The sequence below is a fragment of the Bacillus sp. TH13 genome (assembly GCF_016651175.1).
Taxonomy (GTDB): domain Bacteria; phylum Bacillota; class Bacilli; order Bacillales; family Bacillaceae_G; genus Bacillus_A; species Bacillus_A thuringiensis_S.
This window is the reverse complement of record NZ_JAEKEJ010000025.1, coordinates 487,520-499,671: the sequence shown is the minus strand read 5'-3', so window position 1 is coordinate 499,671 and position 12,152 is coordinate 487,520. Positions and strand designations below refer to the sequence as shown.

The window sequence follows — 12,152 nt, the reverse complement described above, 5'->3', positions numbered from 1 at the left end:
TCGTCTTTTATATTATTGTTAAAACTTCATGTAAAGAACAGATAGTAGGAATATCGTACTTGAGTTGTGAGTTATCCCGATTTAACCATATCCCTTGCATCCCAGCTGCTGTACTACTAATCGCATCAGTCTCTAATTGATCGCCAATATAATAGCAATCTTTCATTTCAAGATTCAATTGTAATGCAGTTCTATGAAAAATTTCAGGGTCTGGTTTAGATATACCAAGTTCACTAGAAGTAAATATATATTTGAAATATTGTAGAATGTTTAGGGCAGTTAATTTTTTGACTTGTTGTTCATAGTCACCATTACTAATGATACCTAATGAGTGACCCCCTTGCTGCAAGGTCTGTAATGTATAGTGTACATCTTCAAACGCGGTCCAGTTGTTCTTATATAGTTCTATATATTGCTTGAATCTGTGCTGAGATTCCCAAGGTGATAAGTTTACTCCGTATGCTTTAAATAAATGATACATTCGCATCCCTTGTTGTTCTTCAAAAGATAATTCCTTGGATAAAAATTTGTTGAAATATTTCTCGGATAATTCATGCCATAGCTTCATAGCCTCTAATTCGTTTCCTGAAAAAATATCATTATACTTTTGGAAGAAATGTGAGATACCATTTTTCTCAGCAGTATCGTAATCAAGTAAAGTTCCATCAATATCAAAGAAAATCATATTAAAATCTCCTCGCTAATAACTATTTAGCGTTTTCCGCAACTTCATATCCTCTTACAAATAATAGCGTCATATAAGAAACGATAAATGAAAAGATGCTGTACATACCAACCCAAAAGAAAAATTTTGGAGTAAAGGCGATAACACCTATTATTAAAAAACTAGCAAACGTTACAAGCGGCATTACGTAATATGTTTTCGTCTTGCGTGTTCCAATAACAGAAACGATAAAGATAAGTAACGGACAAATTAATAAGACGAAAATCAATTCATTCATAGGTATGTCCCCTTTTCTAATTGAAGTAATCTGTTTCTCGTAAACGTTTTGAAAAAATTACTCTCCTAATATAATTTCGCTAAGTGATAACGAATCCCTCTTGAAAACCAGTAATTCATGATGAATTTTACAAGAAAAAATGTAAGCAAGAGAACACTTGCTTACGTTATAAAATAAATATCGCAAAGATAGTGGTGACAATTAAACCGATAACAACCGGTAAAAAGTTTCGGCGTGCAAGTTCAAATGGATCTACCTTGCAAATCGCAGCAGCAGGAATAAGCGCCCAAGGAATTAACGTTCCGCCCCCGGTCCATATAGCCGCAATTTGTCCGAGTGCTGTTAATGTAGCTGTTCCATGACCTAAAGCTGTTCCGAAAAGGTTTGCAACCGAACCAGCAAGTGATATACCGGAAAAACCAGATCCATCTAAGCCTGTTATAACACCTACGATAGCTAATGTTCCCGCCGATACGTATTGGTTTAAAGGGACCGTTTGAGATAAGGCAATCCCTAAGTCGTTAATGATTCCATGTGAACCTTTCGGTAAATAGTCTCCAATAATTTTCACAAAGCCGCTATCTCCTAAATAAAAGAGTGCAGCAATTGGAATAACTGGACCAAAGATTTTGAATCCAAATTGGAGCCCTTCTATAAAATAATCGGTCGTTTTATTTAGTCCATTACCTTTGTAGGCGATGAGAGAAATGATGATAATCATAATAACAGTCGTTCCGCCGATCAGTGCAGTTGCATCACTTCCTTGTAGTTTAAATTGAATCATGCAAAGAATATCGATGACATATACGATTGGAATACAAATAGCGAGCCATTTTTTTGTCCGAGGAGATAAGGAAGTGAGCGCTTTAGAAGACCCAGTTGATGGAATAGACTCTTGTATAGATAAGCCTGTATGAAATTCTTTACGTAAGAAGAAAAATGCGACGGAAGTTGTCACAATACCCATAACAATTACAAGAGGAACACTGGCAGAAACAACGCTGGAAATGGGGAGTCCAGCCGCATCTGCAGTTAATTTCGGTGCACCTTGAATAACGAAGTCGCCAGATAAGGCGATGCCGTGTCCGAATAAGTTCATAGCAATGGCAACCCCAATTGGAGGAAGACCGACGCGTACAGCGACGGGGAATAAAATAGCTCCCATTAAGGCGACAGCTGGAGAAGGCCAAAAAAAGAAAGAAATTGTCATCATTAAAAGGCCGATGATCCAGTAGGCAAGTGCAGGGGTACGAATCATCTTTGTAAATGGTGAAATCATCGTATCATTTATGCCAGTATGAACGAGTAGATTGCTCATTGATACGATAATAGAGATGATTAATATAGTTGGTAATAGCTCAGTAATAGCGTAAATGAAACTTTGAAAAATACCGCTAACGGCAAGAGGGATAGAGCTTGTAGCGGTTAATGCTAATAAAAAGATAAAAACGATACAAATAATCGTCGTATCTTTCCGGAGAATAAAAAAGGTAATAATAGTGAGTAAACAAAGAATATAGAGAGCGTGTAATAGCGTTAATTCAACTCCCATAACATTCACATCCTTAGGCATTCGTGTAGTTTATTGTATGAAAACAGTGAAAGTATGTGAGTATAGGAAAAGAAAAAATGAAATTTCATGTACTGTAATGGTAAGGGGGGGATGGATGATAAAATACAATTAATCCTAAAAATGGAATTTCAGGAGAAGGAGAATGAGGGAGAAAATAGGATATTATGGTGTGCTCGTTTGTTTACTATTATCAGTTATTTCAGGGCAATTTCTTAAAAGTGAATGGGTACCAGTTATATTATGTATAGGAGTATTGATTTTTGCTCCTATGTATCGCTGGGATGAATGGAAAGCATATAGCCGAAAAAAGAAAATTGTTTTCAGCATTGAGTTTGTCATTATAATTAGTACGATTCCGTTTTTGTTATGGAAAGGAAATAAGATAATAGATGGAATTGTAATGTTTCAAGGGTGGTTGTTTATTGCGAAATTGCTATATTTGATATGTATTTTAATGTCGGTAGCGGTACTCGCTAAAAAAGTAAACGAAAAGTTATTCGTTAATGAATAGAAGGAAGTGCCACTTTATTCGGTGGCACTTTCTTATTTTACTGAATGAGCTTTTTGCATCTTCTTAATTAAGCGAATTTGTCCGCGATGATTGATTTCATCTTCAAATACGTGAAACCATTTAAAGTGGTTATTTGCTGGTTTGTCATGCCAAAAGTTTGTCTTTTTAAACAGCCATTCATCAGGTAATGATTGAAAACTTTCAATTGTTTTAGAGCGTACTTCTTGTAATGTATGGATGTAAAATTCTATAGAGTTTCCTTTTATTTTCTCGCGTCCAAGGCTCCCTAACTCAATAGCAGGTAACCAATGTTCTAATTCAGTCTCCGTTGGTTCACGGTCTTCAAAAGTATGAATCTGGTAGTAAAATTCAACAGCAGCCATATGATACAATAACATGCCAATTGAATTTGCTTCCTTATCATATAAATAATCAAGTTCTTCAATTGTTAAACCTTCCACTGCTTGCATTGTTGTATAGCGAGCGTAATTCATCATGCAAACAAGCTTTGAAAATTCTACATGTAAACCCTCTAATTTATCAATTACAAAATTCAATTTAAATTCCCCCTCTTTAAATGAATACTCCAGAGAATGAATTCTATGTGCAAAGAAAAAGTTTTGTTTAAACCTTCATAATATTAACAAGGGATTACAATTAGTTCTCTATTTGATTTTGTAATAATGTCATAACCATCTTTGGTGATGACAATATCATCTTCGATTCTACAACCGCCCCAGTTCGGTATGTAAATGCCCGGCTCAACTGTAACAACCATACCTTCTTGTAAAGTTGCCTTACTTTCTTGGGATAGGCGAAGTGGTTCATGTATTTCTAACCCAAGACCGTGCCCGGTAGAGTGGCCAAAGTATTGACCGTATCCATGTTCTGTAATGTAATCCCTCGTTATATCATCGATACTTTTCGCAGTTTCTCCAGGCTTAATCGCTTCAGTCCCACGTTTTAACGCTTCTCGTACAACATTGTATATTTTTTTGAATTCTTCCGAGGGTTCCCCAATTGCTACGGTACGTGTTATATCGGAACAATATCCGTCGTAAAGTGCACCGAAATCTAATGTAACGATATCGCCTCGTTCGATTATTTTATTTGATGCAACTCCATGGGGAAGTGAAGAACGAACGCCTGAGGCTACAATGATTTGGAATGAAGAAGATGTAGCTCCTTTTTTTCGCATGAAAAATTCTAATTCATCTCGAACGTCAGTCTCGCTTATTCCAGGCTTTAGAAATGTAACAATATGGTGAAATGCTTCGTCAGCGATCGTAGCTGCTATTTTCATTGTTTCTATTTCAGATGTGTCTTTAATAAGTCGAATGTTTTCAATGATCTCACACACTGGAACCATTTCTGTATGTATATATTTTTGTAGTTTCTTAAATTGTTGCAAAGTTATATTATTGTCTTCTATACCAAGTTTTTGAATGTTTAATTTTGATACTTGATTTGCAACTTCTTCCTCTAAATTTCCTTTATGCATAATAATTTCTGCTGCTTTTATTTCCGTTTTTGCTTGATCTACGTAACGGAAATCGGTAATGAAAATAGCTTTATGCACAGTAATTAAGACAACGCCTGCGCTACCTGTAAAGTTTGTTGCGTATTGACGGTTTTCTTTTTTTGTAATAAGTAACCCGTCGATTCCGTAATTATGTAGTTGTTTTTGGATGTTAGTTATTCTTACATTCATTTTAATTCCTCCTTTTTACATTAATAAAGCAAGAATTGTGCCAGTATATTTATTTAGAATAAAAGAAAAGAGGATAGCTGTGTGTCAAAAAAACTAGACGAATGTAAAATAAATATATATAAAATTTTTTACAGTAAGTGTTTATGTGACTGAACAATAATGTAAACTTGCAAACAGAAATCCTCTTAATTTAAATATTATATTTTTTGTATAAATAAATTAAAACAATTGGTATAATAAGGGGTTGTTACGGTTTGTTTGTAGGTAAAGGGATGTAACGAAAAAATTGGGTTAAAGAATGTGAGTATATGAAGAAATTAAGTAAAGTAATGTCATTTTGTTTGGCCGCTAGTATGCTTGTTATAACGGGGTGTGAAACAAGTGAACACAAAGTTCAAGTAAATGAAACGATTGAACAGCTTGATGAAGCGCCAGAAGTGACAGAAAAAGAAGCGAAAAAGATTGTAAGAAAGAGTGTAGATGGAATAGCAAATGCGTTTAGTGAGATGGAAAAAGAAAATGGATGGAGCCGAAATAATCCTGGGGATTTAGAGACAGCTAAAAAAGGAGTTAAAGGATTGGTTTCAGAAAAGTTTGTAGAAAATCAGCTTCCTAAGTCGCTTGCAACATTTAATCGATCAAGAGAGACGGATATGCTACCATTCCCTATTAATATTGAACCGAACATGAGATTAACATATTCACAGAAAAAAGATATTTTAACGATTGAGACTATCACACCTTCAAATGATATGGGAAATGAAGCAGAGATATGGGAATTTATTTTCGTTTATAAAGATGGAAAATGGTTAATGGATAAATGGTCATCTCATACACCGAGCGATTTAAAACTTACGAAGGAAGAAGCTAGTGAATTTCTGAAAATTCAAGGCTTTAAGAATGTTGATTTTGTTAAAGAAGAAGACAGCGGTGACAAAAAATATATTTTTAAAGAAAATGCTAGATTAATTGCTGTAGATGCAAAAACATCGGTTATTACATATGATTTAGATGAGCAAAAACAGGAAAAGGTAGCGAAAGAAAATAGTAGTTCAGGTCAAGAAACGGTTAAGGAAGATAGTGTAAGTTCACAAGTTATTTCTAAAGAAGAGAAGGAAACTACAAAAGAATCTTCAACAGCTTCAGGTAAAACTAAGGCTCTAAATGAATTATCTACTCTAGAAAATCAAGAAAAACATACAAATACCATGTCCGCAAGCGATATAGTAAATGAAATAGAAGGAAATTATCAACTGTGGGATAATAAACTAAATGAAATTTACAGTACATTAAGAAGTACGATGTCAGTTGATGCGTTCCAGTCGTTAAAAACGAAACAAATTGCGTGGGTTAAAGAAAAAGAAAGTAAAGTTAAAGTAATTGGTACTGATACAAATAACGGAACGATGAGACGTATAGAAGCTTCAGAAGAGAAATACAAGATGACAAAAGCAAGATGTTATGAATTAGTAAATGGGTATATGAACTAGTGTGAACGAATATAAAAAATGCGTTGCTTATAAGCAACGCATTTTTGTATTTACGCTTTTAATTTCATTACAATATCAGCATCTGGTGTTACATATACGGTTTGCTGATTGTCGTACGTAACAAAACCAAGTTTTGCACCACTCGGTTTTTTGACATGGCGTATTTTGGTGAAATCAACAGGTACAGAGCTAGACTCTTTCGCTTTACTGTAATAGGCAGCAATTTTGGCAGCTTCTAGTAAAGTTTCTTCAGCAGGCTCTAAAGAGCGAATGACAACGTGAGAGCCAGGTATGTCTTTCGTATGTAACCAAATTTCATCACGGCGGGCAAACTTCGTTGTTAAATAATCATTTTGTTTATTGTTTTTACCAACGAAAATCTCTGTGCCATCACTTGCTAAATATTTATCTAATACTGGTTTAGTAGGTTTTTTCTTTGCGTTTTTCGTTTTGCGATTGCGCACATAACCTTCTTCAGCTAATTCCTCACGAATTTCTTCAATATCTTTTGAAGAAGCAGCTTCCATTTGTTGAAGTAAGCTATCAAAATAAAGAATTTCTTCATTTGTTTTTTCGATTTGTTCTTCTACAACAACAACTGAATTTTTCGCTTTTTGGTACTTTTGGAAATAGCGTTGCGCATTGTCAGATGGTGTTTTTAAAGGATCTAATGTGATTTTTACAGTTCCGCCATTTTCGTCGTAATAGTTAACGACTTCAATATCTTTATCCCCTTTTTTCAAAGCGTACATATTGGCTGTAAGTAGTTCTCCAAATAGTTGATATTTATCTGCTTTTCCGGCATCTTGCAGTGTTTTTTCGAGTTTAATGAGTTTTTTCTCGTTTTTATTTTTTTCGTTTTGCATAAAGCGTTCTAAATCATGAGCTTGTTGTTTTACACGATCACGTTCTGCTTTGCCAAAGAAGAAACGATCTAACAATTCGCTCACTGATGAGAATGTTTTTTCTTCTCCTTGCAAGTGTGTAAGAGGGAAAAGATAAAAGAATTCTTTTCCATTTGCAGTAATCATTGCTGGTGTATATGCATGAGATAGTAATGGTGTTTGTATAGAGAAAAATGCTTCTGATAATGCTTTCTCGTTTACCATACCGGCTTTCTTTACTACTTCTTTTGCAAATAATGGGGATATTCCCATGAAAGCCCCGACGAGTTGTTTATCCATATTTCCAGATAGAAAGTCTAGCGGTCTAATAAAATCATCTGCGGTTTCAATTTGCAGAGGATTGATTTTATGTTGGGCTGGTGGCGCGACGTACTCAGCACCAGCATATACAGTTCGGTGACGGTTTACGGCTAATGAAACGTGTTTTAAGCTATCTAAAATCACGTTTGTTTTCGTATCTAATAAGATAATGTTGCTATGTCGTCCCATTATTTCAATTACTAATGTTTTTAATGATTCGTCTCCGATTTCATTACGACTGCGAACTGTAATTTGGATAATCCGTTCTAAGTCGATTTGTTCAATTTTTTCAATAAATCCACCTTCTAAATGTTTGCGAAGAAGCATACAAAACATCGGCGGTATTGCTGGCGAATCGTAGTTTTGATTCGTTAAGTGCATACGAGCATATGTAGGATGAGATGAAAGAATTAGTTTTTTGTTCTTTCCATTCGCTCGAATATGTAATAAAATCTCGTATTTTGAAGGTTGGTATATTTTAGAAATCCTTCCCGTGTAAAGAGAATTTTCAATTTCATGTGTAATCGCTCTTGTAAATAGTCCATCGAATGCCATTAATGAACACTCCTTTCTAACTAAATGTTAATTATAGCATTTTTTTGGACGAGGCTGAATAAGCTTTCAATAGAGTATGTCTGGAATCAGGAGGTCGATGGCAGGATGAACTGGTATGGAATGCGAGCACATGAAGTGGAAGAAAGAACGAATACGAATGTAAAGGTTGGACTTACAGAGAAAGAAGCAGAAGGGCGAATTAAGAAATTTGGTACAAATGAATTAGAAGAAGCAAAAAGGCCTTCTGCACTAATGGTATTTTTAGCGCAATTTAAAGATTTCATGGTACTCGTTTTGTTTGGAGCAACAATTGTTTCTGCGTTTTTAGGTGAATACATTGATTCTATTGCTATTGTTGCCATTGTTATTATCAATGGTATTCTCGGCTTTTTTCAAGAAAGAAAAGCTGAAAAATCATTGGAAGCTTTAAAGGAACTAGCTGCTCCACAAGTTACTGTAATGCGGAATGGAAAGTGGGTAAAAGCACCATCTAAAGCACTTGTTTTAGGTGATATTATTAAGTTTTCCAGTGGTGATCGTATTGGGGCTGATGTGCGTCTTGTTGAGGCATCAAGTTTATATATTGAAGAGTCTGCTTTGACAGGGGAGTCCGTACCTGTGCAAAAGAAGGTAGAAGCATTGCAAGGGCAAGAGCAAGAGGTTGCAATTGGTGATCAAAAAAATATGGCTTTTATGGGGACAATGATTACGCGAGGATCTGGAACAGGTGTCGTTGTAGCAACTGGTATGAATACAGCGATGGGTCAAATTGCAAATATGTTACAAAATGCAGAGCAAATGGAAACACCACTGCAAAGAAGGTTAGAGCAGCTCGGAAAAATATTAATTATTGTGGCTCTTATTTTGACAGCGCTCGTTGTATTAGCTGGGGTGTATCAAGGGAATGAAGTATATCATATGTTTTTAGCTGGTGTGTCTCTGGCTGTTGCGGCTATTCCAGAAGGGTTGCCAGCAATTGTTACAGTAGCTTTATCACTTGGTGTACAGCGTATGATAAAAAAGAGAGCAATTGTACGAAAGTTACCAGCCGTAGAAACGTTAGGTTGTGCTTCCGTTATATGTTCTGATAAAACGGGGACAATGACGCAAAACAAAATGATGGTAACACATATGTGGTCAGGCGGAGAATTGTGGAAAGTGACAGGGCAAGGATATGAACCTAATGGCTCTTTTATGAAAGGTGAAATAGAAGTGAATCCAGCTAAGACAAAAGCACTTTATCAGCTACTTACATTTGGTTCACTATGTAACAATGCAAATATTATTCAAAAGAAAAAGACGTACGTATTAGATGGAGATCCAACAGAGGGAGCGCTTGTAGCTGCAGCAATGAAAGCTGGGATTACACGTGAGGCATTGAAAGGGAAATTTGAAATTATTCGTGAATTTCCATTTGATTCAACTCGAAAAATGATGAGTGTTATTGTACGAGATCGAGAGGGGAAAAAGTTTATTGTTACGAAGGGAGCACCGGACGTTCTTTTGCAAATGAGTCAAACGATTTTATGGGGGGATAAGCAGCAGCCGTTAAGTGAGTTATATAGAAAAGAAGTACAGGCGGCTATTCATAGCTTAGGTAGTCAAGCGCTTCGAACAATTGCAGTTGCGTTTAAACCTTTAAAAGTCACGGATTCTATTGAACATGAAAGAGACGTTGAAAAAGATTTTATGTTGGTTGGGATACAAGGTATGATTGACCCGCCAAGGCCAGAAGTGGCGCAGGCGGTAAAAGAGTGTAAAGAAGCTGGTATTCGAACAGTAATGATTACAGGTGATCATAAAGTGACAGCAATGGCGATTGCTGAACAATTAGGAGTTTTGCCACCAGATGGGCGCGTTGTTGAAGGCGTAGAACTCGCAAATATGGATGTGGAGGAATTAGAAAATGTTGTAGAAGATACGTATGTATTCGCTCGTGTATCACCTGAGCATAAATTAAAAATTGTTAAGGCACTGCAAAATCAAGGACATATAGTAGCCATGACAGGTGATGGAGTGAACGATGCTCCAGCTATAAAAACAGCGGATATTGGGATAGCGATGGGAATTACAGGGACAGATGTTGCGAAAGAGGCCTCTTCACTTGTTTTACTAGACGATAATTTTGCTACAATTAAATCAGCAATTAAAGAAGGAAGAAATATATACGAGAACATACGTAAGTTTATTCGCTACTTATTGGCGTCAAACGTTGGAGAAATTTTAGTCATGTTATTTGCGATGTTACTTGCATTACCACTGCCGATGGTTCCCATTCAAATTTTATGGGTGAACTTAGTTACTGATGGTTTACCAGCGATGGCATTAGGTTTGGATAAGGCAGAAGGAGATGTGATGAAGAGAACGCCGCGCCACCCGAAAGAAGGGGTATTCGCTAGAGGGCTTGCGTGGAAAATAATAAGTCGAGGGTTTTTAATTGGGGCAGTGACGTTAGTAGCATTTATTATTGCGTATAACCAACATCCAAATGAACTGAAATATGCACAAACTGTAGCGTTCGCGACGTTGGTACTTGCTCAGCTTATTCATGTATTTGATTGTCGTAGTGAGCATTCTGTCTTTCACCGTAATCCATTTGGGAACGTGTATTTAGTAGGGGCGGTTATCATTTCGTTACTACTCATGCTAGTGGTTATATATTATCCACCGTTACAACCGATCTTTAGCACAATGCCGATACAAGCAAGAGATTGGTTATTAATTGGAGGTTTGTCATCAATTCCGACTTTCTTACTAGTAGGTTCTTTATTAACAGGGAAAAAGGCGAAAAAGAAAAAGCCAATATTATATAAGAAGGGATTAAACTTGAAATAGTCAATGTTATGAAAATGTGATATAATTTACAGAAGGTAGTAGAGCCTTGTCTCTATTACCTTTTTCATTGAGTTATTTTATGGCTTGGATGTGATAAAAATGATTTCTAGTATGACAGGGTTTGGAAGATCGAAAGTAGAAAGTGATACTTTTCAAATTACAGTAGAAATGAAATCGGTGAACCACCGTTTTTTAGAGATGAGTATTCGACTTCCTAAGCAAATGATGGTATTTGAGGACAAAATTCGTAAAATAATTGCAAAACAAGTTCGACGTGGACGCATTGAAGTGTCTATTAGTATAGCAGGTGAAGGACTTGTTGAAAGAAAATTAAGTGTGAATTGGTCACTTCTTGAGCAGTACCAATCGATGATGGAAGATATAAAAGGGAAATTTCAATTACAAGATTCTATTACACTCGAGCAATTAATGGCAATGCCAGAAGTAACAGCAATTGAAGAAATAGAAAATATAAATGAACATTTTGAGAACAGTTTATATGAGGCTGTTCGTCAAGCTGCTCATATGTTGAAAACGATGAGAGATGGCGAAGGAGAACGATTACATAAAGATATAGCGTATCGTTTACAAGAGATTAGCAATTGTGTAAATGCAATTATTCCACATGCACCAATTGTTACACAAAAATATCGTGAACGATTAGAAAATCGCTTAAAAGAATTACATAATCAAGAGTTAGATGAACAAAGATTGCTAACAGAAGTCGCAATCTTTGCAGAGCGTTGTGATATTCATGAAGAGTTAGTTCGTTTGCAAAGTCATTTAGAGCAATTTCATGAAACATTGCAGATTGAAGAGCCTGTTGGAAGGAAAATGGATTTCATCGTGCAAGAGATGCATAGAGAAATTAATACGATTGGTTCTAAGGCAAATGACTTAACAATTTCAAAATATGTTGTAGAAATGAAAAATAACCTTGAAAAAATTCGTGAACAAGTACAAAATATTGAGTAGCTTTCAAAAAATATATAAAGTTATACGTGGTGGAGAAATCGGATAGACTTACTAGGAGGCGCAAACTATGGCCATGCGGTTTTTAAATATTGGATACGGAAATATTGTATCTGCTCATCGAATTATTGCTATTGTAAGTCCGGAGTCAGCTCCTATTAAACGAACAGTACAGGAAGCACGCGAACATAATGCTTTGCTTGATGCTACGTATGGGAGAAAAACAAGGGCGGTTATTGTTATGGATGATGGGCATGTTGTATTAAGTCCAATTCAACCAGAGACGATTGCACATCGTTTGAATAATAAAGAAGATTTAAGTGAGGAAGGGTAGGTTT

The 12,152-nt window shown here is 35.9% G+C and carries 11 protein-coding genes; 5 read left to right on the top strand and 6 right to left on the bottom strand.

Going from position 1 to position 12,152, the window contains the following annotated elements:
- Positions 1 to 7 precede the first annotated feature (7 nt).
- The 3 genes from JFU02_RS10705 to JFU02_RS10695 form a co-directional block, all read right to left on the bottom strand.
- On the bottom strand, positions 8 to 685 hold the full coding sequence (locus tag JFU02_RS10705) for an HAD family hydrolase (protein WP_000575785.1): 678 nt from the start codon (positions 683 to 685) through the stop codon (positions 8 to 10).
- A 22-nt stretch (positions 686 to 707) separates the two neighbouring features.
- Positions 708 to 962: a YbeF family protein gene (locus JFU02_RS10700; RefSeq protein ID WP_001003940.1), complete on the bottom strand. Its 255-nt coding sequence runs from the start codon at positions 960 to 962 to the stop codon at positions 708 to 710.
- A 166-nt stretch (positions 963 to 1,128) separates the two neighbouring features.
- Positions 1,129 to 2,514, bottom strand: coding sequence for a hypothetical protein (locus JFU02_RS10695; protein WP_000537888.1), 1,386 nt, complete (start codon positions 2,512 to 2,514; stop codon positions 1,129 to 1,131).
- Positions 2,515 to 2,677: 163 nt separating this feature from the next.
- Between JFU02_RS10695 and JFU02_RS10690 the strand changes: the two genes are divergently transcribed.
- On the top strand, positions 2,678 to 3,046 hold the full coding sequence (locus JFU02_RS10690; RefSeq protein ID WP_061666366.1) for a YoqO family protein: 369 nt from the start codon (positions 2,678 to 2,680) through the stop codon (positions 3,044 to 3,046).
- 32 nt (positions 3,047 to 3,078) lie between these two features.
- Here the strand turns inward: JFU02_RS10690 and JFU02_RS10685 are convergent, their stop codons facing one another.
- Positions 3,079 to 3,603, bottom strand: coding sequence for a DinB family protein (locus JFU02_RS10685; protein ID WP_086407623.1), 525 nt, complete (start codon positions 3,601 to 3,603; stop codon positions 3,079 to 3,081).
- Between the two features lie 83 nt (positions 3,604 to 3,686).
- Complete coding sequence (locus JFU02_RS10680; protein ID WP_001102866.1) at positions 3,687 to 4,757, bottom strand: M24 family metallopeptidase; 1,071 nt, start codon at positions 4,755 to 4,757, stop codon at positions 3,687 to 3,689.
- A 308-nt stretch (positions 4,758 to 5,065) separates the two neighbouring features.
- Here JFU02_RS10680 and JFU02_RS10675 point away from each other — a divergent pair, with 308 nt between their 5' ends.
- On the top strand, positions 5,066 to 6,247 hold the full coding sequence (locus tag JFU02_RS10675) for a lysozyme inhibitor LprI family protein (protein WP_000736522.1): 1,182 nt from the start codon (positions 5,066 to 5,068) through the stop codon (positions 6,245 to 6,247).
- A gap of 50 nt (positions 6,248 to 6,297) precedes the next feature.
- Here JFU02_RS10675 and JFU02_RS10670 read toward each other — a convergent pair whose 3' ends face one another.
- Positions 6,298 to 8,007, bottom strand: coding sequence for an Rqc2 family fibronectin-binding protein (locus JFU02_RS10670; protein ID WP_061666368.1), 1,710 nt, complete (start codon positions 8,005 to 8,007; stop codon positions 6,298 to 6,300).
- Between the two features lie 105 nt (positions 8,008 to 8,112).
- Here JFU02_RS10670 and JFU02_RS10665 point away from each other — a divergent pair, with 105 nt between their 5' ends.
- The 3 genes from JFU02_RS10665 to remA all read left to right on the top strand — a co-directional run bounded on the left by JFU02_RS10665 (position 8,113) and on the right by remA (position 12,148).
- On the top strand, positions 8,113 to 10,842 hold the full coding sequence (locus tag JFU02_RS10665; protein ID WP_001104762.1) for a calcium-translocating P-type ATPase, SERCA-type: 2,730 nt from the start codon (positions 8,113 to 8,115) through the stop codon (positions 10,840 to 10,842).
- A 99-nt stretch (positions 10,843 to 10,941) separates the two neighbouring features.
- Positions 10,942 to 11,817, top strand: coding sequence for a YicC/YloC family endoribonuclease (locus JFU02_RS10660; protein ID WP_000625863.1), 876 nt, complete (start codon positions 10,942 to 10,944; stop codon positions 11,815 to 11,817).
- A 67-nt stretch (positions 11,818 to 11,884) separates the two neighbouring features.
- Positions 11,885 to 12,148, top strand: coding sequence for an extracellular matrix/biofilm regulator RemA (gene remA / locus JFU02_RS10655; RefSeq protein ID WP_001251456.1), 264 nt, complete (start codon positions 11,885 to 11,887; stop codon positions 12,146 to 12,148).
- Positions 12,149 to 12,152 lie beyond the last annotated feature (4 nt).